Genomic DNA, 26,050 nt, shown 5'->3' with positions numbered 1-26,050 from the left:
ATGCACCTCCTAGAGTTTTTTCCAACTTTAGGGGTGCACATCAAAACCGATTTTTTCTTACTTATTTTGATCTAACCAGTTCAGTGCTGTCGCAACATAAGCAACGACCCCATAAGGAATGCAAGCCTCATCAAAGACAACTTTAGGATGATGAACTCCGTATACCCCACCTTTTCGGCTATCACTTGCTGCAATGTTAATTGAAGTAGCAGGGATGATTTGTGATATCAAAGCAAAGTCTTCGGAGCCCATTGTTGGTATGTCTTGTTTCATTGGTGGAATCAGTGTTAAGTCTGGGATATATTTTCCAAGAACTTCGTTAGCAACGTTAGATACCTTTTCAGATGAATCGAAGAATGGAACGCCAGCAGGGAAGGTAACACTTCCTTTACAACGCATTGCTGTAGAAATACCTTCTACAATTTGTACCATACGATCTTTAATAAACTGACGATGTTCTTCGTTATAGGAACGAATTGTTCCACCCATTGCAACACTTCCCGCAATTACGTTTGATGTTACTGCTCCACGAATATCACCAACAGTAATCGTTGTTAAACTGTTTGGAGGTAGTTCTCGTGATTGAATTGCTTGGATTGCTTGAAAGATTAGGTTCATAGGAATTGTTGGATCGTATGTTAAGTAAGGAGTAGAACCGTGTCCACCTTTACCTTCAATGTTAATTTCAAACCAATCTGAAGATGCCATAGCTGGGCCATGAGGCATTAAGATTAGTGAACCTACATCTAGTGGATAACCTGGAGCAACGTGTACCATCAGTGCTGCATCAGGTTTCGGATTCTCTAGGATTCCGTGCTCCAACATATCTTTGGCACCCAGCAATAATTCTTCCGCAGGTTGGAACATGAATTTAATAGTTCCTGGGATACTGTCTTTATGTTTTTGTAGAAGCTTTGCTGCTCCTAATAACATAGTTGTGTGGATATCATGTCCACATGCATGCATTTTTCCCTCAATTGTTGATTTATAATCAAGATCGTTATCCTCAACAATAGGTAGAGCATCCATATCTGCACGAAGTAAGAATACTTTACCTTCATCATTTCCAACTGTAGTCGTTAAGCCAGCTTGTCCAACACGTGTTACATCATAGCCAAACTCTTGCAGTTTCTTTTCTACGAAATCACGAGTTTCATATACTTCAAGTCCTAATTCAGGATTTTTATGAATATGTCGACGAATACTAATTAATTCATCCATCATTTCTTGAGCTTCACTCCATAATACATCTTTTAATAATGTCATATACCCTCCTCATATGATAATACAGATATGATATCATACCCTTAGAAAATTATTCTTTATCTTTAAGATTTCAGTTAATTTAACATGATATACGTTACAATATATGTAGTCATAAAATAAAGGTTTTGTGAAAGCGCTTATTATTTGTGTTTTGTATGTACAATCTATGCTACAATAAAAAAGTAAAGGAGGGATAATAATGATTATTCAGAGTAAAAATGTTTGGTATCGTGATAGATTTCAACCACTGCAACTTAAAATAAGTGATACAGGAACGATTGAAGCTATCAATGCCTATGATGATGCATTATCTGAAGAAGATTATAGTGGACGTATTATGCCAGGTTTTATTAGTACTCATGACCATGGAGCTCTTGGAAGCTCTGCAAATGAAGCGACACATGAGTATCTAGATTCTTGGTCAGAGTTTCTAATTAAAGAGGGAGTTACTGCTTTTTATCCTACAACTTCAACACTATCAAAAGAAGGCTTATTACAAGCTCTTGAAGTGTTGGGAAGTTATCAAGGGAGTAAAGAAGGAGCACAGTTCTTAGGTATTAATGCTGAGGGACCAATGTTTTCCCAACATCCTCAAGCACGAGGTGCTCACATGCCTGAGAATATATTCCCAGCTACCCTAGATTTATTAGAAGAGATGGTGGAAGCATCCAACCATCAAATTAAGATTATTACCATAGCTCCAGATATCGAAGGGGCAATGGATGTTTATGATGCATGTGTTAAGCAAGGCATCCGTATTTATATGGGACATATGAATGCAAATACACAGCAAATCAGAACAGCTATTGATCATGGTGCAACAGGATTTACTCATTTGTATAATGGGATGACATCCTTCCACCATCGTGATGTTGGTCCAATAGGGATTGGTTTATTAGATGATGAAACGTATGTCGAGATTATTGCAGATGGTGTCCATGCATCCGAAGAAGCGATAGAGCTCGTGTATCGTGCTAAGAATCCTAAGAAAATCATCACAATTACAGATGCTATCTTTGCGAAAGGTCTTCCTTCAGGAGAATACCATAGAGCAGATAAAGGCAGTTATATTCGTGTTGATGAAGAAGGTAGGGTATTCTTAGAGTCAGGACGTTTAGCAGGTAGTACCAATCGTTTAAATAATCTTGTCGATTACCAAATTAATACACTTGGTTTACCAGCAAAACATGTCATCGCATCCGTTACAGAAAACCCTGCAAGAATGATGGGCTTAAATAAAGGTCTTATCAAAGTAGGATATGATGCAGACTTAATTTGTGTTGATAATTCATTTAGAGTGCTTGATGCATTTGTAATGGGTAAACATGTATTTGATAATGTGAAGGAGATAGTATGAAACCAGTCATTGAAGTACTTTGTGAAACAGTAAGAGGATGTATTATCGCTAAAGAGTGTGGTGCTGATCGTATCGAATTGAACAATGCAACACTTTTAGGGGGCTTACACCTACAGTAGGAACACTAATCGAAGCGAAGAAGCATGTTGATTTACCAATGGTAACCATGATTCGTCCACGTACTGGTGGTTTTCTCTACGATGAATATGAAGTCGAGCAAATGTATTTTGATGCCGTTCAACTTTTAGAGAACGGAGCTGATGGGATAGTCTTTGGATTCTTAGATATTGATCGCAATGTTGATGTGGAACGAACGAAACGTTTTGCTGACTTAGCACATCAATATGGAAAAGAGGCTATATATCATCGTGCTTTTGATAATGTACGGGATCCGTATGAAGCAATTGAAGCTCTGATTGAATGTGGAATAGAACGTATTCTTACAAGTGGACTTCAAGCGAATGCGATTGATGGAGTTCCTTTACTTAAGGACTTACATGAAAAATATGGAGATAAAATAGCACTGCTTCCTGGAGGTGGTGTTGTGGCAGCGAATATTAAAGAAATCCTTGATAAAACTGGAATTCCAGAAATTCATGGTTCCTTTAAGGAATGGATTAGCGACCCAACTTCATCACGTTATAGTGATATTGGTAAGAAGAGAGAGCCAGATTACTTTGATGTAAGTAGGGAAGAATTAGAGAAAGCGGTACAACGAGCACATGGAGAATGATTTAATAAGTAAACGACGATTCTATGGTGCAACCAAGTGGACACTTGTTGAAGAGGATGTCATTTCTCTGATTCAGGCTGATATGGATTTGCCGGTATCTCCTGCAATCTTAGAAGCGATTCAAACTCGAGCAGAACATCCAACCTTTGGTTACACTGATCGTGGTATTGAGTATCAACAAGCTTTTGCTGATTGGTTAAATCGAAAGCATAAGTATCAGGTCGAGACACATAATATAGCCCTATCAACAGGAGTAATGTATTCAATTAGCGCAGCAATACAGCTTCTTTCTGAACCAGGAGATGGAGTTCTCTATGTTGAACCTACCTATCCACCCTTTAGAGATATGGTGCTAAAGAATGGCCGTGAGTGTCAGGTAAGTGACTTAGTACTGAAGGACTCATGGACTTATGATTTCCTTGATTTAGAATCTAAAATTAAAGAGAATACAAAGATTCTTTTACTATGCAATCCTCACAATCCGACAGGTAAAGTCCTAAATGATGAGGAAGTAAAAGAAATCGCAAGAATAGCAGAGAAGCATAATCTGTATGTGGTAGTCGATGAGATTCATGCAGACTTTGTATTCGATAAACCACATCTACCTTTAATGAATGCTAGTGAGTATATGTTGAACCATACAATAGCGTGTGTATCAGTAAGTAAGACGTTCAATGTAGCAGGTTTAAAAGTATCGGCATGCATCATTAAAAACAAAGAGTTGATGGAACGCTTTCGACATTATGCAGCAACAGTAGGGATTCATAGTATTAATCTCTTCGGCTTAGCTGTACTAAAACCTGCACTGTACGAATCAGATGCATGGTTGGAGAGTGTTAAGAATCTTATTATTGAGAATAGAAATCGAGTAGTGAGTTTCATCCAAGAGCATAATTTACCACTCAGTACATCAATTGAAGATGGTACCTATTTTATGTGGATAGATTTCTCAAAAGTAAATGAACCAGGACTAAATAAAACAATGCGTGATAAAGCTCGCATTGCATTTTCGGATGGAATAGATTTCGGTCAAAACTTTGAAAACTATCAGCGATTAGTTCTTGTGTCACCACCTGAAATTATTCAGGAGTTTTTAGAAAGACTCTTAGATTTCATGAAAAAAAGTAAACTCATTTAGAGTTTACTTTCTAGCTTTAATCATTCGATCTTCAAGGAATTGAAGTGCGTTTGTAGGCATGATGATTGTCTCACCAGAGAACAAGAGGACTTCTGTTGAAAGATTAAACTTACCTGGCTTAAAGGAACGGACACTTTTATAGCGAACATAGTTTGCGGTATTGAAGAAACCATCCTCATTGTAGTAGGTAGTGTTAATCATATAAGTACGAAGAAGATCTGTTGCACTTGTAATTGCGAGTACAGCATAGACTAAGTACCACATCGTCTTATCATCTGCTGTACCAATATAGGTAAAGATAGCAGCTCCAATTGAAGCGACAATCACAAGACCATAAACAACGTAGAACCAAGAAAAAGATCGATAAATCTTAAATTTCTGTTTTTTTGAAATATTTTGTAGGCTCACGGTATGATCGTAATAGAGCTTTACTCGTGAATACACAATATAAACCATTAATGCAGCTATTAATAAATAGGTAATCGAATTTAAATCCATAGTATCATCTCCATTTAGTTGAATTATAACATGACAATGTTGTACATACAATAATGGTTTTCTTTACATGGAACTTGAATGTGATAATATATACTTAATATACAGGAGGCAAGTATATGATTAAGAATCGTTATTTTAAAGCAGTCGATGAATTACAAGAAACAATACGAAATACACAGTCAGAAGCAATGAGTGAAGCAGCAGCAATGTGTGCTGAAGCAGTTGCAGCAGGACATTCTATTCACTTGTTTGACACCGGTCATATTATTGATTCAGAAATTAAGAATCGTGCAGGTGGCTTTAACTTTATCCGTAGTTTTAAATATGGTTTAAATGTAGATTCAATTGCTCGTATCCAAGACGATCTTGAGGGTGATAAAAATCGCTCCATGGAAGGACTCGCAGAATTTGCTTTACGTGCATCCAATGTTTACCCAGGAGATGTAATGTTTATTGGTTCTGTATCAGGAAACTCAATTAGTGTTGTTGATCTAGCACTTGCAGCACAAAAGCTAGGTGTTAAGATTGTAGCTCTTACATCAGTAACCTATACAAAACAACTTAATGCACTCCACTCATCCGGTAAGAAACTTTACGAAATTAATGATGTATTAATTGATAACTGTGCACCATTTGGTGATGCTATGTTAGATGTAGAAGGTGTAGACCGTGCATTTATTCCAGCATCTGGTCTATCAGCAGCTTATATTATGTGGACTGTAATGGCTGAACTTCTTGATCTCTTATTAGAAAAAGGGTTAAAACCTGGAATTCTAGGTAGTGTGAACTATCCAGAAAACGTTCAATATAATATTGATCTTGAAACACTCTACAAGGAAAAAGGCCTATGATAGAGATTGAACGTATTTCAGTTCAAGATCTACCATCGCATAAAATTGTAAAAGATGTAAGCAATCGTCAGATTATTACCTTTATTGTGCCATCTTTGATTGGCGTCTTGATGATTCTATTCGGACCAAATTTAGCGAAGGTTTTTGGACTCATTTTCGTAATCTTTACCTTAGCTGTTTTTATTCGATTTAAAGAACGAAAAGTAGCAACAATCACAGAAACACAATTAATTGTCTATGATATAAAAAATCCAGAACTTTGCCAAGTAATTGCTTGGGAAGATATATTCACTTGGGATTTACAAAGTAATTCTGGTGGAGAAGATTGTATTCTTATTGAAGATCATGACAATAAGATAATGTATGTCTATTTGTTTAGTCCGTATAGGATTACAAAATATATTGAAGAATATGCTCCAAAAACAAGTAAGCAATACCGTCTTAAAGATGAACAGAATAAACGTGGGGAAGGCAATAGCCTCAAAGAAGTAATAAATTATTTTGGGAAGAGGAGAAATCGCTGATGGATTTACAGGAGAAAGCACTTAAATATGGTATCTATTTAGGAAGACGCTACAAAGACAATGAAAAAGAACTCTTTATCAACGAGATTGGTAGTGAGTTTCAAAAGTTGGGCTATGATGTACAAGCACGTTATACTAAGTTAAAACGTTTTAAGGGCTTGAATCTTTATGTTGGTGACCTAGTCAATGCGAAGAACATTGTCGTTGCACATTATGATACTCCTATTAATTCATTTGATAAGAATATGGTTTTCTATCCCTTTAACATTGAGGGGACGGAGCGTAATCAACAAGAAGTATCCAAACGTGTTGTTTTATACATTGCTTTAGCAGCGTTTGTATTAATGTTTCTAATCTTTAAGTTTTCAGGTTTAGAACAGATGACCTTAAACATACTCGCGATCATTATTACCTGTTTGCTTAGTGCTGTAGGGTTTTATATATTACGAGGTATTGGTAATCCAATTAACTCAAACTTGAACACGTCTGGTGTTCTAGGGGTTCTAGCGATTGCTGAGAAACATCCTAAAGATACAGCCTATGTCTTAACTGATAGGGAGTGTATCGATAACCTTGGTGATGTGATGTTACAGGAATCTTTACCAAAATCAATTCATACTAAGAACGTTATTCATCTGCGAGGTATCGGTAGTGATGTGAAAAGTATTGTTGTTGGACACACTGTAAGTAATAGAGACTTTGCAGAAGAGATATCCAAGGGTCAGAAAAATGTATCATTGTATGAATTAACAGATACTGATTTGAAACGACATTCACTTTCATATTATGATCGTGCAGTATCTATCTCAGCAGCATCTAATGAAGATGGTTTTTGGGAAATAAAAGATGTTTTTAACAACAAAGATTTAGAAATTAATGAGGCAATGTTTACACAGGTTGTAAATATGTGTCTTGACTACTTAAAGTAAGAATAATTATTAGAAGATGGTGGTTTATACTGCCATCTTTTCTATATTCATCACATAATCGCATTAAAATAATATTTCAAAGTCTAGAAATGACAAATAAAATATGAAATACAGATTTCACGCAAATTTCATATTTTTACTAAAATTTCAGTAACATTTGAGAAGAATGATTCCATTTCATTCAATTTGATATCAAGAATATGCTCTGTTTTTAAGGTTTTCACACAAGTGAAATGGGCAAATACCCTTATATAAGTAGTTGTCTATACAAAACTGAAAATTTACATAAGAAACAGCGTTTCATACATACGAAACTTCGTGAAATGAAATACTAAAACTTTCAAGACGTAAAATGTGTGAGAAATTCGAAAAATGTGACTCAATCCCATAATTAGTCTTTGACATCAAAGAAAGTGGTTGCTATAATCGAGATGTAAGCGCTTAGTCTTGAAATAATGGCGCAGATGATTGGAGGATTCTTATGGAAATTGTGAATATTAGAATTGATGAGCGTCTCATACACGGACAGGTTGCCGCGTACTGGACAGCAATGTTAAAAGCAACACGTATTGTTGTTATTGACGATTTTGCAGCAAAGGACCAAATCCAAAAAATGGCACTTAAGATGGCTACGCCAAAAGGTGTTAAATTATCAATATTAACGGTACCTACTGCATCAAAGAATTTACAGGAAGGTAAATACGAAGGCGAGCGCGTCTTTGTAATCGCACGTAATCCTAAAACACTCGTTAGAGCTTGGGATGAAGGATTCCACTTTAAAACAGTGAACGTTGGGAATATGTCAGAAAAATTCGGAAGTGTTCAGGTTCGTCGTACAGTTGGTGTAACCAAAGAAGATGTTGAGAGTTTCCGTAAGTTAGTTGATCATGGTGTTAAATTAACAGCACAAATGATCCCTACTGATGATATCGTAGATTTTGCTCCACTTATTGCAAGTGACTCAATCTTTGATTAATCATCCACTAAATCTAGGCAGTAAAATTTAAAGAAATAGAGAAAAAAAGGAGGAGCTTTATGGAATTAAATATATTGCAAGTATTATTCCTGTCACTCTATGCAGGTATTGCAATGGTTGATGGATTATCATTTGGAATCGGTCTAAATGGTATTATCCAAACTGGTGTAGTTACCGGAATCTTCGTAGGACGTCCAGAATTGGGTCTTATCGTTGGTGGTACACTTCAATCATATGCATTGGGTATTGGTACTTATGGTGGTGCTTCTATTCCTAACTGGACATCAGCAGCAATGTTGGTTACAGCTTTAGGTACAAGCGTTGATCAAGCTCAAACATTAATTACGATGGTTGGGGTTCCGCTAGCAGCACTTGGTGTTCAGTTCGATATCTTAGGACGTATGTCAAATACATTCTTCCAACGTCGTGCTGACAAGTTTGTTGAAGTTGGGGATTTAAAAGGTATTGAGCGTATGAACTTAATGGGTACAATCCCATGGGCATTATCACGTACAATTCCTATGTTTGTTGCTCTTTATTTCGGTGGGGAAGCTGTTACAAACTTCACTGCATTTATTAACAACAATATTCCTTGGTTAACACAAGGTTTCCAAATCGCTGGTAAGATTTTACCTGGTGTAGGTTTCACAATCTTACTTAAATATTTACCTGTTCAACGCCACTTCACATGGTTAATTGTCGGTTTCGTATTATCAGCATACTTGAAGATGGATACTTTAGGTGTAGCGTTAATCGGTCTTGCAGCAGCATTACTAGTATACCGTACAAACGTTGAAGGAGTTGGTGGAGTCGCAGCAGGTCCATCAGATATGGGAGGGGATGACGAATATGACGAGTAAAGCACACGGACGTTATGATAAAAAACAACTGAAAAAATTACACTATCGTTGGATTTGGCATTCACAAATTGGATGGAACTACGAAAGAATGCAAGGTCTTGGTTATTTAACAACCATGCTTCCTGTTCTTAAAGATTCTTATGGTGATAATCCTGAATTAATGGATAAAGCACTTCGTGTTCACTCACAATTCTTTAATACACAACCTTCAATGGGTGATATCATTGTTGGTATGAACATTGCTCTTGAAGAAGAGTTCGATGGCGAAGACGTTATCGATACAGCAGCAGCTATTAAAACATCATTGATGGGTCCATTTGCTGGTATTGGTGATACCGTATTCGGTATGATCGCTGGTACAATCTTAGGATCAATCGCTGTTACATTCTCTTTAGATGGAAACTACTTTGGTCTTGCACTATTAGTTGCATGGTCACTCTTAAACCTATTTGTAATCCGTCCAATCTTCTTTGATTTAGGATACAAACAAGGTACTGCTTTAGTTACAACATTAAGTCATCAATTAAACGCATTTACCGATGCTGCTTCAGTATTGGGGGTTACAGTTATTGGTGCGATGATTGCTTCCATGGTTAACGTTAACTTTGGTGGTATTCGTAATGGAGTCAAACTGATGAAAGAAGTTGAAGTTAACGGAGCTAAGAAAATGGTTCCTGACTACTTCCTAAACCTTCAAACAGATTTATTTGACAAGTTAATGCCAAAAGCTGGTGGAGTTATGATGGTTGCTCTTTGTTACTGGTTACTCGGTAGAAAGAATATGAACTCTAATAAACTTATCTTTGGAGTTATTCTATTCTGTCTTTTAGCAGCAGCATTAGGAAACTACACAGTTGTTGAACTTCTTGTTTAATACATAATTCATTAAAGGAGGAAGTATCATACTTCTTCCTTTTTCTTTCTTAAAAGGAGACACACTATGAAGGCAGTGTTAATAGTATCACACGGAGATTTCTCCAAAGGTTTAAAGATGTCAGTAGAAATGATTGCTGGCGAAAGAGATGATGTATTTTCTTTAGGTTTATATCCAACAGAAGGACCAGACCAATTTGAAGAAAAATTAGAAAACTTGATTTCACAATTAACAGACTATGATGAAATCTTTGTATTCACGGACTTACTTGGTGGATCACCAGGAAATACTTCATTCATGAAATTAGCAGTCGATCCACGTTTCCACATTGTTTCTGGGGTTAACTTCCCAATGCTTCTCACAACAATACTTACAGATGGTATTACAGTTGAAGAAGTGATCAATGCCGGTAACGAAGGAATTGTTGATTTAAGAAGTATGCTTGATGATGATATGGAAGAAGATGAGTAATAAACAGACATACTTTGTTTATTGACTTTTAATGAGCGACATTATCTTTCATGCATAAAATATTTAAATAAATAATTATGTGGTTAAAATGATCGTTACTAACAACTATCGTTTTAACCACATTTTTAATAAAGAGAGGATTAAGATGAGAATAGGATATAGTTTGCGGGATATTACTCCTGAATATAATATGGAACTTGTTGGTTTTATACCAAGTAGAATGAGTACTGGTATTCATTCAAAACTACATGTCAAAGTATTAACACTTACTGATGGTGATAAGCGTTATGCTTGGATGGTTACAGATTTACTGGGTAATGATCTTTATCTCAAAGAACAGATACTTTCACAATTAGAGGCTAAAGGATATCACTATGATGACTTCCAAATGTTTTCGACCCATACTCATTCTGGGCCAAGAGTTCTTAATGAAAGTCAGTATTATGAACAAGATGAAAACGGTCCAGAACGTCAGTATTTTGATCGTTTGGTTTCTCTATGTGTTGATGCCTTTATTGAGAGTAATGCGTCCCTTGAGCCCTTTAAAGTTCGCATAGCTCGTTCTATGATGGAAGGATTCCAGTCAAATAGAATCAATCAAAAATATGAAGATGATAAAGAAGTATTGGTAGTGGAAGTAATCTTGCCTCATGAAACAATATTACTCTACTCATTTGGTGGACATCCTACCATACTGGATAGAAACAGTACACTGTATTCATCAGATTACGTTGGTGAAGTTGATCGTGTACTTCAAGAAACTTATCCCTTTACAATGTTCTTCAATGCACCCTGTGGTGATATGAGTACTCGTTTTTATCGTAAAGAATCAAGTCCTGCTGAGTGCAGACGTTTGGGTACCATTGCCGTAAATTGTGTAAAAAGAGCTGTACAAGAAATGGGAGATGAAATTGAAATTAGTAAGTACGAAGTACATAATTATAATTTTGATATTCAATTGAAGAAGTTTGATACAATCGACGAAGCAAAACGAAAAGTAAAATATGCCCAAGACGAATACAATGAAGCACTTGCTCACAACATTGATGGTACTGAATTACGAATCATAAAATCACGCTTAGAAGGCGCTCTTTTCAATGAGCATTTAAGTAAGGGGTTTGTTGGTAAAACGGTGAAGGGTTTTGATTACTCAATAATAAAAATTAATGATTATGATGTAATAACTCTAAGTAGTGAAGTGTTCTCAGAACTCGTTAAACCTTTAAAAGAAAAAGGGAATACATGGCTCATTTCTTTAGGTAATCAATATCAATCATATTTACCAAATAAGAGAGCCTTTGATATTGGGACTTATGAAGCTTTATCGAGTATTTACGAACGGGGTGAGGGAGAGCGCCTTGTGAAAGAAATAGAGTCTAATCGTTAGTATTCGTGAAAGATGGATGGAATTACCACGAATACATTGACAAAACCGCTTACATTTGGTAGTTTTAATATAGATTGTATATACAATAAGGAGGAAAGTATGCAAGCTAAGAAGTATGTTGAAGTAGCGATGAATTCAATTAATACTGCTGTTAATGGAGCTGAAAGTGACATCCGAGATGTTGCTCACTTCATTAAAGATATCATGGTTGATGAGGGAATTATTCAATTATTTGGTATCGAACATGACTTAGAATTTGGTATGGAACTAGGATTCCGTGCGGGGGATTGGTTCAGTATCACCAAATGTCAATTAAAGATTTAGCGTTTAGAGGGCATATTCCTGCAGAGGAAGCACTAGATCCAAATTTCTATGATCGTGAAGATTTAGCTCAAAAACTTTGGGATATGTATGAAACAGATCCAAGAGACGCACTTGTAATTTATGCTGTCGAGAATGTATATAACGTAACACTAGCTCTCGCAAAACTTGCGAAAGAAAAGAATCATAAAGTGATTGTAGTAAGTTCAGAAGCTACAATTGTCCAAACAGAATATGCTAAGAATGCTAAAGAGCTTCTAGCATTAGCTGATAAGAGATTAGATTTGAAGATTCCATATCCTGACTTAGTAATGGATGTTAAAGGTACACAAGTATGCCAAATCGCAAACTTAATTGGTAACATGTTTGCACAATCATTAACAATGGAAATCTATACTGCATTAATCGAATGTGGCCATGAAGCTGGAGTATTATGGAGTGCTAACATTGTAGGTGCTGATGAGCACAATGATTCTATCTGTTCGAAATTTGACGGACGTTATAATTCATAGGGAGGGCATATGACAACAATGAACACACAACGTTTCTTAGAAGAAACACATAAAGTAGTCAATAAATACCAAGAAACGCAAATGGAAAATATGCGTAAAGCAAGTGAGATTCTTGCAGAATCAATTATGAGTGATGGAGTTGTTCACTTCTTTGGATCAGGTCACTCAGTAGGAGTTGGTATGGAGATGATTGGACGTCCAGGTAACTTGGTTCCAATCCATCAAATAGTAACCAGTGATTTCGTTACCAAAGGAATCACAACATTGGAAGACTTTAGAGACCCAGTCAATAAATTTGAGAGAAGACCAGGTGTTGCAGATAAGCTCTTCGATATGTACAACATTAAACCACAAGATGCGTTTGTAATTATTTCGAACTCAGGAATTAATGGAGTTGTTATTGATTTAGCTATAAAAGCGAAACAAGAGAACCATCCAGTAATTGTAATCACAAGTTTAGAACATACTACAGCTGAACCATCACGTCACCCAAGTGGACAAAAACTTATGGACTTTGGAGATATCGTGATTGACAACTGTGGACCTCGTGGTGATGCTATGATACCTCTTGAAGATGGTGGTAAGATTGGTTCGATATCATCAATTATTGGTATCTTAATTGCTCAGGGATTTACAGCAGAAGTTACATCAATCTTGAAAGATAATAATTATGAAGTACCAGTACTACTCTTCGAAGATAGTGCTGAAGCAAAAGAACATAACCAAGCTCTAAGAGCGAAGTATGAAGGGAGAATATAATGAAATACGAATTTGAATATATGAATAAATTGGATGAATTATTCCAAAAGGTGTATGAAAGCCAAAAAGAAAATATTAAGGAATTAGCAGTTAAGTTTGCAGAGAACATTAAGACAAATCATGTAATCCATACCTTTGGTACAGGTCACTCACACATGATTGGTATCGAATTGTTTGCTCGTGCTGGTGGTCTTGCGAACGTTAATGCGATGCTTGATCCTGATGTCTTAACATCAAACGGAGCACGTCGTTCCGGAGCAATGGAGAAACTATCCGGAGTATCGGATGTTGTTTACGATAGTTATAATATTCAAAAAGGTGATATTATGATTATTACTTCAAACTCAGGTAGAAATGCAATGCCAATTGAAATGGCAATGCGTGCTAAAAAAGAAGGTATCTATACCATCGCTCTTACAAACTTAGCACAATCACAAGCAACTACGAGTCGTCATGAAAGTGGTAAGAAATTATATGAAGTTGTAGATTTCGTACTTGATAACTGTGTTCCTTCAGGGGATGCAATGATGCAAGTAGGGTCTGTTGGTACAGGTCCTGGGTCAACAATGGCAAGTATTTTCATTTTAAATACCATCGTTAGTGAAGCAATAAAGATTCTTGGTGAAGAAGGTGTCGACATTCCAGTCTTCCAATCACAAAACGTTGATGGATTTGATAATGATGCATTGTATGATAAATACGAGGATCGTGTAAAACACTTCTAAAATTGAATGGATAAAGAAAAGAGCTAAAATAGAAATATTTTAGCCCTTATTCTTATTCTTGATTTAATAAAATACTTTCGAAACTAAAGCGTTCAGTGTGGTAATAACTAATACCATATTCAATAACTTCATTCTTATAGGTATAAGAAACACCTTCTACCTTTAACGAGAATCCTGAGTTTTTCTGATACAGGAAGTTACTGATTTCTCCATCAACCGGAGTTGCGGTTACAACTTCTTGTAAGTAGTAAATCTTCTTATGATACTTATTCACAATAATATCGTAAAGCGATTCCTTGGAAAAATCATACATCTCAATATCTGGGAATAAAGCAGTATTAATAAATACAACCTCATATAAGAATGGGTCACCATCAACCGATCGTTTTCGTACAACTTCTAATACCGTTTCGTCTTCATTAAGCTTCATAGCTTCACGAATCGTTTCATTAGGAATAATATGTTTAACACTTGGTACTTCTGTAGTGGGAACACTACCGGTATCTTTAATCATGTCGGTAAATCCAGTTATGCGATTCGCTTTACGGATAATTTCTTTCTCGACAAAGACACCTTTGTCAGGTACACGATAAGCGAGACGCTTAATAATGAGTTGGTCAATAATTGTACGAATTGTAGTCCTACTGACGTTGTAGGTTTCCATTAACTCTCGTTCTGTTGGGAGTTTCTCGTGGGGTTTATAAATATTATTTTGAATATCACTTTCTATGATAGTTTCGATTTCTTTGGCGGTATATTTCTTCATGATGCCTCCGTGCAAATTCAATATTGTATATATATTAATAGTGTATCAAATTTAGAGAATAATTTAAAGATATGAATAAGGAGAACCTATGGACATTAAGATATTAGTCTTCGATATCGACGGAACACTTGTAGATCGAAGCAAGCAAACGGTTGAGGATGATGCGATACAAGCAATGAAACAGGCTAAGGACAAGGGATACCAGATACTCATAGCAACTGGGCGTTCATTTTTCTTTATCCATGATGATGTAAGAGAAAGGGTGCCTAGTGACTATTATGTGACTGTGAATGGTGCACTCTTAAATGATGGAAAAGGTGAAGTAATCAAGAGTTACGGATATTCCCATGAATCCTTAAATAATCTTATCAACTTTGCAGAAGAACATGAGTTCCCAATAGGAATCAAATATCATGACTTTATTGGTATTCATGGTGACTATCAAGATTATGTAACACGTTATGTAGGTTTTGAACACCCTGGAGTTAAGTTTCTCTTACCGGATAATGAACGTAAATACTTAAGCGATAATAATCCTGTAGGTGCATTTTGCTTTGGTCCAAACGATATGATTTCAGTATTCCAAGAAAAGATGCCAGAGCTATACTTCACAAGAGCATCAGACATAGCTTTTGAAGTTACAAAGCAAGGTGTTGATAAGACAAAGGCAATTGAAGATGTCCTTAATATGAATGGCTTAAGCTGGGAGAACGTTATGGCATTTGGTGATGGTGATAATGATATCGAAATGCTTGAGAAAGCAAAAGTAGCTGTTGTAATGGGGAATGCTACAGATAATGTTAAAGAATATGCAGATTTTATTACAGATACTGTATTAAATAGTGGTATTATTAAAGCGATGAGAGCACTAGATATCATCGAATAATTGAGGGAGAAGCATATGAATAGTATAGTATTAAGAATTCGTAGTGTTTATGGGAGCTTAAGTAAAGTTAATCGTAATATTGCTGACTATTTTATTCATAACTTGGACGATGTAGCTCAAGAAACGGCACAGGAAATTGCCAAAAAAAGTAACACTTCACCAGCTTCTGTAATACGTTTTGCAAAGAAAATGGGATTTGCAGGACTTGAGGATCTCAAAGATTCTATGTTAACAGAAGAGGAAGAAGTTGAAGAAAATCCAATCGTTTTTGATCCGATTGTGAATGAAGGCGATAGCTTTGATGTTATGAGTCAGAAGATCCAAGTCATTATGGAAAATTCAACGAAAGACTTATTCTATCAACTTGATATGGAAAAATTATCAGAAGCAATTAATTTTGTAAAGCATGCAACTACAATCTACGCTTTTGGGATAGGGTCATCATCCTTACCAGCGTATGATTTAGCGCAGAAGTTCAATCGTATCAATAAGACCACTCATTTTAACTTTGATACCCATCTTACAAGCGTTCTCTTGAACAATGCGCGGAAGACAGATGTCTTGATTGTGTTCTCTTATACAGGGCGCTCAAGGGAGCCTATTTACGCTACAGAGATTGCGCAGTCAAAAGGTGTACCTGTTATCGCAATTACGGGAGATAGAGAGTCGAGACTCGCGAAACTAGCGGATGTATCCATAGGAATACCAGAGAATGAACCGCTCATTCGAGTAGGTGAAATTACATCCAAGATTAATTCGATGATTGTAGCAGATTTAATCTATTTAGGAGTAGTTCAGCCACATTTAAGCAGTTACCAAAAGATTTTGCATGAAACAAAAGACATTGCAAAACGATACAGAGAATAGAAATCTTTCATTGTGAAGATTTCTTTTATTATTTTCACGAAGTGAATGTGGAAAAATGAACTGAATATTTCCAATTGCTAGGCTAATTATGATAGAATATTCCTGGTGATGATAGTTATCATCCTTAAGTAGAAAAGAGGTCCAATAATGGGAAGAAAAGTTGGTACTGTTTCAAGAGGACTTAGAAGTCCGATTATTCGTGAGGGAGACGATTTAGCAAAAATCGTTGTGGACAGTGTTATTGATGCAAGTACAGTTGAGGGATTTGATCTTCATGATCGCGATATTGTTGCATTAACTGAGTCAATTGTTGCGCGAGCACAAGGAAACTATGCATCGGTAGATGCAATTGCGAAAGATATCAAGAACAAATTCAAATCAGATACAATTGGTGTTATATTTCCAATTACATCGAGAAATCGCTTTTCAATGAACTTAAAAGGTATTGCACGAGGTGTTAAGAAAATTTACTTAATGCTTAGCTATCCTTCGGATGAAGTAGGTAATGAACTCATTACATGGGAACAACTTGATGAATCAGGTGTGAACCCTTATGTAGATGTTTTAAGCTTAGAAGACTATCGCAAACATTTTGGAGATACAGTCCATCCTTTTACTGGAGTAGATTATGTATCTTACTATCAATCAATTATTGAAGAAGAAGGTTGTGAAGTAGAAATAATCTTCGCTAACCACGCTAAGACAATTTTAAATTATACAAGCTCCGTGCTAACATGTGATATCCATACAGCATATCGTTCCAAACGTATCTTAAAAGAAAATGGTGCTACAGAAGTATTAGGACTTGATGATATTTTAACGGAATCAGTTGATGGAAGTGGTTATAACGAACGTTATGGACTCCTTGGTTCAAATAAATCTACTGAAGATTCTGTAAAACTCTTCCCACGTGAATGTACAGATCTTGTATTAAGTATTCAAAACCAATTGCTTGATCGTACTGGTAAGCATTTCGAAGTCATGGTATACGGTGATGGTGCCTTCAAAGATCCAATGGGAAAAATCTGGGAACTTGCTGATCCAACAGTATCTCCAGCATTTACTCCAGGACTTGATGGAACTCCAAACGAGTTGAAATTGAAATACTTAGCAGATAATGATTTTAAAGATTTAAGTGGTAAAGAACTTCAAGAAGCAGTTGCTAATGAGATTAAGAATAAAGAAGATGATCTTGTTGGTAACATGGCAGCTCAAGGAACAACACCACGTCGCTTAGTTGACTTAATCGGTTCACTTTGTGACTTAACAAGTGGATCAGGTGATAAGGGGACTCCTATTGTTTTAGTCTCTGGATACTTCGATAACTTTGCAAACGAATAAACCACAGCATAAGCTGTGGTTTTCTTTTACTAATTCGTGATTTCTAAATCGCTAGGTAAGAAGTTATTGTTGCTTGCTTCATAAAGGTTACGATAATGACCTTCGGTAGCAAGTAATTCTTCATGGGTTCCTGATTGAGCAATACCATCTTGATCCATTACAATTATTTTATCTGCGTTTTGAACAGTCGTTAAGCGGTGAGCAACTACTAAGACAGTTCGTCCTTTTGATAATTCTTCAAGACTTGCTTGGATATAAGCTTCAGTAATATTATCAAGTGCACTCGTCGCTTCATCTAAGATTAATATCTTTGGATCTTTTAAGAAAATTCGAGCTATTGAAATACGTTGCTTCTGTCCTCCTGATAACATTACTCCACGTTCCCCAACCATTGTTTCATAGGATGCGGGAAGGGTAATGATGAAGTCATGAATTCCAGCTTTCTTTGCAGCGAGTTCAATGTCTTCTTGACTGGCTTTCGGATTTCCATAAGCGATATTCTCTGCGATTGTTCCCCAGAAGATAAATACGTCCTGTTGAACATAACCAATATGTCTACGTAGAGACTCTAGAGTAAAGTCATGAGTATTAATACCATCGATTGCAATCGAACCTTCTTGAATATCATAGAATCTTGGAATGAGCTGAGCGATGGTTGTCTTACCAACTCCACTTGGACCAACCAAAGCAACCATTTCACCTTGCTTGATCGACATACTAAAGTCATCAAGTATTTTTTTCGTGTCGTTGTTATATCGGAAACTCACTCCATCAAAATCGATCGTTCCTTTAACATCTAAGATATCACGAGCATTATCAGAGTCTTGAATTGTAATAGGTTCATTCATGAGTTCGGTATAGCGTTCGAATCCAGCAATCCCTTGTTGGAACGTTTCCAACATTGTCATAAGACGCTTGATAGGACCAACGAGCATACCAAAGTATAGAAAGTAAGCAACCATGTCTCCAGTTGAGAAGTTGCCATTAAGGACGAGTAGGGCAGAGCATACAAGTACCATGACATTTACAATCTGTACAAAGAACTGATTGGTAGCATTAGAAATACCCAGTGCTTTATAAGCAACATCATATGCAGCCATGTATCGTTGATTGTCTTTCTCAAAGCGATTGATTTCATACTCCTCATTTGAGAAAGCTCGTGTAAGGCGAATGCCAGAGATACTTCCTTCTAAACGACTGTTTATTTCTGCATGTTCTCTTCGTAAAAAGCGAAAAGCAGTGATTTGATTACGTCGTGAATAGAGAAGGGTAACGAGCATTACAATAAATAAAATAAATAAGAGTGTGGTAACCCAGAAATTAAGTTGAATCAAATAGATGTAACCAAAGACTAACATGAAACCAGTAGCGACCAGTTCTTCAATGCCGTGGTGAGCAAGTTCAGCCACTTCATGAAGGTCTGAAGTTAAACGAGCCATGATAATACCTGTTTTATTAACATCATAATACTCAAATCCTAGTTTCTGAAGTTTACGGAAAGCCTTAAGACGCATATCATTCTCAATCGATATTCCAAGCATATGTCCATAATAACCAACAATATATTGAAATAAAGCATAAAGGAATAGGAGTGCGACAAGGATGAGTGCAATGATGATGATTCCTTGTAGGTCACCTTCTGGTACTAAAGTATTTAGTATATGACGTGAGAAGATAGGAATTGATAATTCTATCAGAGCAAAGCAAATTACAATAAATAAGATAAACGCAAGTAAACGTTTATGGGGTTTGTAGTAACTAATAAAGTCTTTAAACATGAGTCCTCCTTAAACATTATTAACATTCTACCACATTATCACAAGCAAGACATGAAATATGAAAATAAGTCACCAAAGGGTGACTTATTGATTCAAATAGTCGTAAGCAATGATAGCTAAAGAAGCACTGGTTGTTTCCAAAATTTCATCATTCCACGCGAATTTAGGGTGGTGATGAATGGGTTCTTCTTCACCTTCAGACCATATTCCAACATTATAATAAGAGGAAGGAACATTTAAGTTTAAGTATGCAAAGTCTTCTGCTCCCAAGGTAGGGAATTCAAGTTCTGATACGATTTCCTTACCAAACTGAGCTTCTAAGCTTTTATGAGCAAAGGCTGTCATAGCGTCATCATTAATTAATGGCGGATAAGAAGGCATAAATTCAAACTCGTAGTCAGCTCCGTTTAGTTTGCAAATGGAAGCTAAAGTTTCTTGAATGTATGTAGATGCTTGTTCACGTGAGTCTGGATACAAGGTGCGGATAGTTCCTCCTATTTCACAGATATCAGGAATAACATTCAAGCCTTCACCGGCATGAATCGTTGTAAAGGATACAAGTGCTGGTTTAATTGGGTCAAGACGACGTGTGAAGATATACTGACAGTTTTGAATAAACTGAATTGCGATACTGATAGGATCAATTGTTTGTTCTGGACTAGCAGCATGACCACCTCGTCCAATAATTTTTATCTTGAACTCATCAGGAGCCCCATACATTGCACCGTACTTTACTTTGACTGTGCCATAAGGTTCGTGTCCTGCAAGGTGTAAACCAAAAGCAGCATCGACTTGTGGATTTGTAAGGAGTCCTTCTTCAATCATTGGAAGGGCACCTCCATCAGTCTCTTCAGCAGGTTGGAACATCAACTTAACATTCCCGTGTAATTCGTCTTTTAATTCATTCAGAATCATTGCAGCCCCTAGTAAGCCAGCAGTGTGACCATCATGACCACATGCGTGCATTTTACCAGCGACTAATGATTTATATTCAACATCAGCTTGTTCATCAATAGGTAGAGCATCCATATCTGCTCGTAGTAGTACTGTTTTACCAGGATGTGCTCCTTGGATTAATCCAACAACACCAGTACCTGCTAAGACGTGATTTTCTATGCCTAAATTATTAAGGAAATTGATAACATAGGCTTGAGTTTCAGTCTCTTCGTGTGCAAGTTCGGGATGCATGTGTAAATGACGACGAGCAGCAATCATTTCGGGAACGTAACGCTGTGCAAGTTCTGCAATTTTACTATTCATTATGCTGTCCTCCTATAACGACTTAAGAATGCTTTTGTACGAGCTTCTTGTGGGTTGTTGAAAATTTCTTCTGGTGTGCCATGTTCTAACACAACGCCACCATCCATAAATACAACATGTGTTGAGACATCTCTTGCAAAGCTCATTTCATGAGTTACTACAACCATTGTAAGGTCTTCTTGTGCGAGGTCTTTCATAACTTCAAGAACTTCTCCAACCATTTCTGGGTCAAGTGCACTGGTAGGTTCATCAAAGAGTAGAATCTTAGGATTCATAGCGAGAGCACGGGCAATCGCAACACGTTGCTTCTGTCCACCAGATAATTGCATGACATTTTGATGCATTGCCTCAATCATACCAACTTTACGTAGAAGTTCTTCAGCCGTAGCTGTTGCTTCTTCACGAGATCTTTTTAAGACAACCATTTGTGGCTGAATACAGTTTTCTAATACTGATAAATTACTAAAGAGATTAAAGTTTTGGAAAACAATACCAACTTGCGTATGAAGTTCTACAGTATCTGTTTCAAGAATGGATTTACCATTTAAAGTAATATCACCATCATCAAAGGATTCTAAAGTATTGATACAACGAAGTAAAGTAGATTTTCCTGATCCAGATGATCCTATAATAGAAACGACTTCACCACGATGAATATCTAAGTTGATATTTCGTAAAACACAGTTATTACCAAATGATTTTTTCAAATTATGTATTGAGATTAAAGTTTCTTTTTCCATGAGTGTGCCTTTCTATATATTAAGGTGTTTGTGATCAGTTACTGAAGCAGGATAGGACGTTGCAACTTCTTTTGTCTTATCAAGTTTTAATTCAACAAAACGAAGGATGATTGTAAGTATTGTTGTTAGTGTTAAGTAAATAATACTTGTGATTGTAAAGGTTTCAAATACTTTGAATGACGTCGATGCAATACCATTCGAAACGAAGAAGAGTTCAGTTACTGCAATAACGTTTAATACTGATGTATCTTTGACGTTTACAATTAACTCATTACCAAGTGCTGGGATTGCATTACGTATAGCTTGCGGTAAGATGATATATCGCATTGTTTGCCAACGTGTATATCCAAGACTCTTAGCAGCTTCAAATTGTCCATCATCTATAGCTTGTATACCACTACGCATTGTTTCTGACATATAGGAACCAGTGTTGATACTTACGATAATAAGACCAGCAATAATGTTACCAAAAGGTAGATTGGACCATCTAAAGCCATCAAATACCATTGATACTCCATAATAGAGAATCATTGCTTGAACCATCATTGGGGTTCCTCTAAATACTGTGATATAAATATTAGCTAAGATATTGGTAATTTTAGTATTACGTGTGATTGCTACAAATAAAGCAATGAAGAATCCAAGTGTTGTTGCTACAAGTGAGATACCTAATGTTGTTGCGGTACCACGTAAGAAGGATTGCCAGTTGTTTTGAACAATATTAACGACGGTTCCAAAGAATGAGTCACCTGTAAATGTTTTGGCATTTACAGCTGTATCCATGAGTTCTTGTTGTGTTTCCAAAGGAATTTCTGCAATTGCTGCATTGACTTCATTAAGTAGTTTGGTATTTTCTTTAGCGATACCAACACCAACTCCAGCCATTGCATCAGTAACAACGAATCCATTATCACCATCTAATTGTAAGTAGAGAAGATCAGGGTTATTGACATTGATAGTTCTACCAGTACCACTATCGGATATAAAACCATCAAGTTCTCCTGATTGTAGCGCTACAGTCATTGTCGCAAAGTCTTTGAGGTTTTCTGCTTTAGAGATACCATCCAGTTGGTCTAAGAGATCAACGTGGAATGTACCAATCTGAGCAGCAATATGAGCACCTGCAAAATCTTGGACACCTTTACCATTAGCGAAAGCTCCATCTTTCTTGACGACAACTCCGAATGCTGTTTCGTCACGATAGTAAATATCTGAGAAGTTAATTTCTTTTTTACGTTCCTCAGTAGGAGACATACCTGCAATAATGGCATCAATTTGTCCGGTTTGTAATGAAAGAATCAAGCCTTCCCAAGATAATTTCTTGATTACAAGAGTTTTACCGAGTTTATCAGCGATGATTTTTCCTATTTGAACATCATAACCGTCACAGTACTGACCACCATCAATTTGTACTGCAGAGTCTGTTTTTGAAGGCTCTGTCCAGTTATAGGGAGCATATCCACACTCCATACCAACTGTAAATGTATTACTTGTATCTTCTTTAGGACTACATCCTGTAAGGACAAGTAAGCTCAATAATATTACTACACCTATCTTTTTCATAAGTCTCTCCTTATTATTGAATACTGAGGAACAAAAAACTCTCTAACAGGATATATGCTAGAGAGTTTAGTCTTAATAGCACCAATCCAAGTGGATCGAGTGATAGTGATGTTCTCACTATCCCCATAAACTTCCTATGTCTAGTAGTTTATTCGGCGATGATTACCTTTCAGAATTTTCATAGCATACCTGCTCCAATTCGTACTCTGATGCACCGCAACCTCTATATTCAATTTCATTAAATATAATACTTATTCTTGATGAAGTCAAGCAATCTTATCAATAATTGAAAAATTTACATTTATATTGAAAATATTGAGTCAAAAATTGATGTAAATGGTGTTTTCATATCAGTCCATTTGTTCTCAGCGGTTAAAAAGTATGATACAATCACTGTAGATAATTAATGTAGCGCTTTCATAGGCGTATTGTTCTGTTTGTTTTTTGAGAGGGGAAAATAAATGAATCGTTTTACAGAAAACTTCGATATCATGTCGGAATCCGAAAAGAAAGTCTGTCAGTATATAATTAAGAATATGGACAAAGTGGTGGATATGAGTGTTTACTCAGTTGCAGATGCTGCGTTCACTTCTAAGACTGTTGTTATTAATACTGCTAAGAAAATAGGATTTACTGGTTTTACCGATTTGAAATATTATATTAAACAACACATTGGTGATACAAAGAAAACAAAAACAGTGGTGAAGTCAATGCAAGACTTTAATACTGAGTTAATTGAAACAACTAAAATGACCTGTAATTTTGTTGGAGAAAGAGAACTCGATACTACCGCTAGTAAGATATTAGAGTCCAAGACAGTCTATATTGCAGCTCGAGGCACGTCTAAATCGATTGCAAGTCACTTAAACCATATGCTTATTACGATTGGTATCAAATGCGTATTAATCGATGATTATAACTTACTTACTTTGATAGCTGATAGAATCGATAAAAATGAGTTAATGATCCTCTTATCTCTTTCTGGAGAAACTGCGAAGATTGTAGACGCAGCTCGAAGAGTAAAAGCACGAGAATCAAGCTTAATTGCAATTACTTCATTCACGCATAACAGTCTATCGAGAATGGCTGACATATCAATTTATAGTCTTGCCCAAGATACAGACACCATTGATAACGATTCAATCTCAAGACTTGGTATGTTTATCAACGTTGAAATGATTATCAATAGAGTCAAAGAAATAAACACAAAGTCCCGTCAGTGATGGGACTTTGGTCACGTTTGATGACCTAGATAATGGTATATGTTAAGAAAACCATAAAATATCATGTCCCGCAAAAATTACAGTGCTATTATGAAGATGTTAGAAAAGGGGAGTTAAAATGAGAGAGACAAAGATAATAACAATTGTTGGTGCTGGAAGTTCCAGAACACCTGCTCTAGTTGGATCGATTGTGGACTATAAAGAGAGGTTCCCACTTGAAAAGATAATCTTCTTTGATATTGATCCTATTCGTATGGGCAAGATGCAACGCTATATGGAGCTTGTATTGAAACAAGAAATGCCAGAATGTCAGGTAATCTTTACAACAGATAAAGAGCTTGCATACACGGGTGTTGACGCTGTTTTAGTTCAAATGCGTGCGGGTAATACTGCTATGCGTTCACTAGACGAAAAGATTCCATTGAAACATGGATTAGTAGGACAAGAAACTTGTGGTCCAGGTGGATTTGCATATGGAATGCGTTCTATTGGTGCAATGATTGAAATGGTAAATGATATTCGTGCTGTTAATAAAGACGCATGGATTCTTAACTATACGAATCCTGCAGCTATCGTAGCTGTTGCCTTAGATAAAGTATTCCCTGATGACAAACGTATCTTAAATCTATGTGATCAACCATACTCAATGATGCGTACTTACGCAAAAATTCTAGGTAAAGAAGAACATACCCTTAAAGCAGAATACTTTGGATTGAATCACTTCGGTTGGTTTACTGACATTGTAGGTAAAGAAGATAATAAGAGTTACTTCAATGAAGTCATGGACTACCTTGGAACTAATGAATTTAAACCATATAATGCAGAACAACGTTCGCAATCATGGCTTGAAACATATAAACGTGTTAATAAATACTTAAGCTTCTTTACAGAATATCTACCAAATACATACTTACAATATTACTTCTTCCCAGAAGAAATTGTAGAGGAAAGCGATCCTAATTATACTCGTGCCGATGAGGCAGTAGCATCACGTGAAAAAGATGTATTTGAACTCTGTGCAAAAGCAGAGGGTCGTGATACTTTAGGTGACTTAGAAATTCTTAAAGGTTCAGTATTTGGTAACCTTATGATTGAGGTTGCTGAGTCAATTTTATATGACTTAAATGAAGACTTTGTAGTCATCGTAAAAAATAATGGAATCATTCCAAATTTTTCACCCGATGCAATGATTGAGGTTGCGGGAACACTTGGAAAAGATGGACCAACAACACCTGTATACGGTGAAATTAAACCATTCTATAAAGGATTGATGGAAGGACAATATGCTTACGAATTACTAACTGTTGAGTCTTATTTAGAAGAAAGTTATGAAAAAGCACTTATGGCATTAACACTAAATCGCAGTATTGTGGATCCTCAAAAGGCAAAAGCAGTACTTGATGATTTAATGGAAGCAAACAAAGATTATTGGGTATTAAAGTAAG

The 26,050-nt window shown here is 36.3% G+C and carries 28 protein-coding genes and 1 riboswitch; of the genes, 21 read left to right on the top strand and 7 right to left on the bottom strand.

All coding sequences use genetic code 11. From position 1 onward, the window contains the following. Positions 1-57 precede the first annotated feature (57 nt). Positions 58-1,266, bottom strand: coding sequence for a M20 family metallopeptidase (locus G7059_RS08545; RefSeq protein WP_166081669.1), 1,209 nt, complete (start codon positions 1,264-1,266; stop codon positions 58-60). A gap of 199 nt (positions 1,267-1,465) precedes the next feature. On the opposite strand from G7059_RS08545, the gene nagA reads away from it, so the two are divergent. The 4 genes from nagA to G7059_RS08530 are packed head-to-tail and all read left to right on the top strand — an operon-like array spanning position 1,466 to position 4,494. After that, complete coding sequence (gene nagA, locus G7059_RS08540; protein ID WP_166081668.1) at positions 1,466-2,623, top strand: N-acetylglucosamine-6-phosphate deacetylase; 1,158 nt, start codon at positions 1,466-1,468, stop codon at positions 2,621-2,623. Further along, positions 2,620-2,742: a hypothetical protein gene (locus G7059_RS10600; protein WP_255489624.1), complete on the top strand. Its 123-nt coding sequence runs from the start codon at positions 2,620-2,622 to the stop codon at positions 2,740-2,742. Before nagA ends, G7059_RS10600 begins: the two co-directional genes overlap by 4 nt. Next, a complete protein-coding gene (locus G7059_RS08535) occupies positions 2,700-3,356 on the top strand; it encodes a copper homeostasis protein CutC (RefSeq protein WP_370519191.1) in 657 nt (218 codons plus the stop codon). Before G7059_RS10600 ends, G7059_RS08535 begins: the two co-directional genes overlap by 43 nt. Further along, positions 3,346-4,494, top strand: a complete 1,149-nt coding sequence (locus G7059_RS08530; RefSeq protein WP_166081667.1) for a MalY/PatB family protein — start codon at positions 3,346-3,348, stop codon at positions 4,492-4,494. The genes G7059_RS08535 and G7059_RS08530 overlap by 11 nt, the downstream gene beginning before the upstream one ends. A gap of 3 nt (positions 4,495-4,497) precedes the next feature. On the opposite strand, the gene G7059_RS08525 is transcribed toward G7059_RS08530, so the two are convergent. Then, the gene (locus G7059_RS08525) at positions 4,498-4,992 is read right to left on the bottom strand and encodes a hypothetical protein (protein WP_166081666.1); all 495 of its coding nucleotides are present in this window, start codon (positions 4,990-4,992) and stop codon (positions 4,498-4,500) included. 116 nt (positions 4,993-5,108) lie between these two features. Here G7059_RS08525 and G7059_RS08520 point away from each other — a divergent pair, with 116 nt between their 5' ends. The 12 genes from G7059_RS08520 to G7059_RS08465 all read left to right on the top strand — a co-directional run bounded on the left by G7059_RS08520 (position 5,109) and on the right by G7059_RS08465 (position 14,181). Continuing rightward, positions 5,109-5,843 (top strand): sugar isomerase domain-containing protein, encoded by a 735-nt coding sequence (locus G7059_RS08520; protein ID WP_166081665.1) that lies wholly within the window; start codon positions 5,109-5,111, stop codon positions 5,841-5,843. Next, complete coding sequence (locus G7059_RS08515; protein WP_166081664.1) at positions 5,840-6,367, top strand: hypothetical protein; 528 nt, start codon at positions 5,840-5,842, stop codon at positions 6,365-6,367. Before G7059_RS08520 ends, G7059_RS08515 begins: the two co-directional genes overlap by 4 nt. After that, complete coding sequence (locus tag G7059_RS08510) at positions 6,367-7,296, top strand: hypothetical protein (protein ID WP_166081663.1); 930 nt, start codon at positions 6,367-6,369, stop codon at positions 7,294-7,296. The genes G7059_RS08515 and G7059_RS08510 overlap by 1 nt, the downstream gene beginning before the upstream one ends. A gap of 481 nt (positions 7,297-7,777) precedes the next feature. Beyond that, positions 7,778-8,272 carry a PTS sugar transporter subunit IIB gene (locus G7059_RS08505; protein WP_166081661.1) on the top strand — a complete coding sequence of 165 codons (495 nt, stop codon included), beginning with the start codon at positions 7,778-7,780 and terminating at the stop codon, positions 8,270-8,272. A 59-nt stretch (positions 8,273-8,331) separates the two neighbouring features. Further along, complete coding sequence (locus G7059_RS08500) at positions 8,332-9,132, top strand: PTS sugar transporter subunit IIC (protein ID WP_166081660.1); 801 nt, start codon at positions 8,332-8,334, stop codon at positions 9,130-9,132. Continuing rightward, positions 9,122-10,006, top strand: coding sequence for a PTS system mannose/fructose/sorbose family transporter subunit IID (locus G7059_RS08495; RefSeq protein WP_240920487.1), 885 nt, complete (start codon positions 9,122-9,124; stop codon positions 10,004-10,006). The genes G7059_RS08500 and G7059_RS08495 overlap by 11 nt, the downstream gene beginning before the upstream one ends. 66 nt (positions 10,007-10,072) lie before the next feature. Then, positions 10,073-10,477, top strand: coding sequence for a PTS sugar transporter subunit IIA (locus G7059_RS08490; RefSeq protein WP_166081657.1), 405 nt, complete (start codon positions 10,073-10,075; stop codon positions 10,475-10,477). A 145-nt stretch (positions 10,478-10,622) separates the two neighbouring features. Beyond that, complete coding sequence (locus G7059_RS08485; protein ID WP_166081656.1) at positions 10,623-11,864, top strand: neutral/alkaline non-lysosomal ceramidase N-terminal domain-containing protein; 1,242 nt, start codon at positions 10,623-10,625, stop codon at positions 11,862-11,864. Between the two features lie 99 nt (positions 11,865-11,963). Further along, positions 11,964-12,188: a hypothetical protein gene (locus G7059_RS08480; RefSeq protein ID WP_166081655.1), complete on the top strand. Its 225-nt coding sequence runs from the start codon at positions 11,964-11,966 to the stop codon at positions 12,186-12,188. After that, positions 12,170-12,697, top strand: a complete 528-nt coding sequence (locus tag G7059_RS08475; RefSeq protein ID WP_166081653.1) for a hypothetical protein — start codon at positions 12,170-12,172, stop codon at positions 12,695-12,697. The genes G7059_RS08480 and G7059_RS08475 overlap by 19 nt, the downstream gene beginning before the upstream one ends. Positions 12,698-12,706: 9 nt before the next feature. Continuing rightward, the gene (locus tag G7059_RS08470; protein WP_166081652.1) at positions 12,707-13,456 is read left to right on the top strand and encodes a sugar isomerase domain-containing protein; all 750 of its coding nucleotides are present in this window, start codon (positions 12,707-12,709) and stop codon (positions 13,454-13,456) included. Beyond that, entirely contained in the window at positions 13,456-14,181 is a 726-nt protein-coding gene (locus G7059_RS08465; RefSeq protein ID WP_166081651.1) for a sugar isomerase domain-containing protein, read from the top strand. Before G7059_RS08470 ends, G7059_RS08465 begins: the two co-directional genes overlap by 1 nt. 52 nt (positions 14,182-14,233) lie before the next feature. Here the strand turns inward: G7059_RS08465 and G7059_RS08460 are convergent, their stop codons facing one another. After that, positions 14,234-14,947 carry a GntR family transcriptional regulator gene (locus G7059_RS08460; protein WP_166081649.1) on the bottom strand — a complete coding sequence of 238 codons (714 nt, stop codon included), beginning with the start codon at positions 14,945-14,947 and terminating at the stop codon, positions 14,234-14,236. A gap of 88 nt (positions 14,948-15,035) precedes the next feature. Between G7059_RS08460 and G7059_RS08455 the strand changes: the two genes are divergently transcribed. From G7059_RS08455 to G7059_RS08445, 3 genes are all read left to right on the top strand, one after another. Beyond that, a complete protein-coding gene (locus tag G7059_RS08455) occupies positions 15,036-15,833 on the top strand; it encodes an HAD family hydrolase (protein ID WP_166081648.1) in 798 nt (265 codons plus the stop codon). Between the two features lie 15 nt (positions 15,834-15,848). Next, on the top strand, positions 15,849-16,700 hold the full coding sequence (locus tag G7059_RS08450) for a MurR/RpiR family transcriptional regulator (protein WP_166081647.1): 852 nt from the start codon (positions 15,849-15,851) through the stop codon (positions 16,698-16,700). 147 nt (positions 16,701-16,847) lie between these two features. Then, on the top strand, positions 16,848-18,041 hold the full coding sequence (locus tag G7059_RS08445) for a coenzyme F420-0:L-glutamate ligase (protein WP_166081646.1): 1,194 nt from the start codon (positions 16,848-16,850) through the stop codon (positions 18,039-18,041). Between the two features lie 29 nt (positions 18,042-18,070). Here the strand turns inward: G7059_RS08445 and G7059_RS08440 are convergent, their stop codons facing one another. The 4 genes from G7059_RS08440 to G7059_RS08425 all read right to left on the bottom strand — a co-directional run bounded on the left by G7059_RS08440 (position 18,071) and on the right by G7059_RS08425 (position 23,382). Beyond that, positions 18,071-19,819, bottom strand: a complete 1,749-nt coding sequence (locus G7059_RS08440; protein WP_166081645.1) for an ABC transporter ATP-binding protein — start codon at positions 19,817-19,819, stop codon at positions 18,071-18,073. Between the two features lie 84 nt (positions 19,820-19,903). Beyond that, positions 19,904-21,079 carry a M20 family metallopeptidase gene (locus G7059_RS08435; RefSeq protein ID WP_166081644.1) on the bottom strand — a complete coding sequence of 392 codons (1,176 nt, stop codon included), beginning with the start codon at positions 21,077-21,079 and terminating at the stop codon, positions 19,904-19,906. Then, positions 21,079-21,819: an amino acid ABC transporter ATP-binding protein gene (locus tag G7059_RS08430; RefSeq protein ID WP_166081643.1), complete on the bottom strand. Its 741-nt coding sequence runs from the start codon at positions 21,817-21,819 to the stop codon at positions 21,079-21,081. The genes G7059_RS08435 and G7059_RS08430 overlap by 1 nt, the downstream gene beginning before the upstream one ends. Before the next feature lie 12 nt (positions 21,820-21,831). Continuing rightward, positions 21,832-23,382 (bottom strand): ABC transporter substrate-binding protein/permease, encoded by a 1,551-nt coding sequence (locus G7059_RS08425; RefSeq protein WP_166081642.1) that lies wholly within the window; start codon positions 23,380-23,382, stop codon positions 21,832-21,834. A 68-nt stretch (positions 23,383-23,450) separates the two neighbouring features. Beyond that, positions 23,451-23,616, bottom strand: a riboswitch (Lysine riboswitch). A gap of 227 nt (positions 23,617-23,843) precedes the next feature. Here G7059_RS08425 and G7059_RS08420 point away from each other — a divergent pair. Together G7059_RS08420 and G7059_RS08415 are read left to right on the top strand one after the other, a co-directional pair. Further along, positions 23,844-24,605: a MurR/RpiR family transcriptional regulator gene (locus tag G7059_RS08420; RefSeq protein ID WP_166081641.1), complete on the top strand. Its 762-nt coding sequence runs from the start codon at positions 23,844-23,846 to the stop codon at positions 24,603-24,605. A 118-nt stretch (positions 24,606-24,723) separates the two neighbouring features. Continuing rightward, the gene (locus G7059_RS08415; protein ID WP_166081640.1) at positions 24,724-26,049 is read left to right on the top strand and encodes a 6-phospho-alpha-glucosidase; all 1,326 of its coding nucleotides are present in this window, start codon (positions 24,724-24,726) and stop codon (positions 26,047-26,049) included. Position 26,050: the final 1 nt, after the last annotated feature.

This window comes from Erysipelothrix sp. HDW6A, from assembly GCF_011400295.1.
GTDB lineage: Bacteria > Bacillota_I > Bacilli_A > Erysipelotrichales > Erysipelotrichaceae > Erysipelothrix.
The sequence above is the reverse complement of the archived record's forward strand: the minus strand, read 5'-3'. Positions and strand labels throughout refer to the sequence as shown.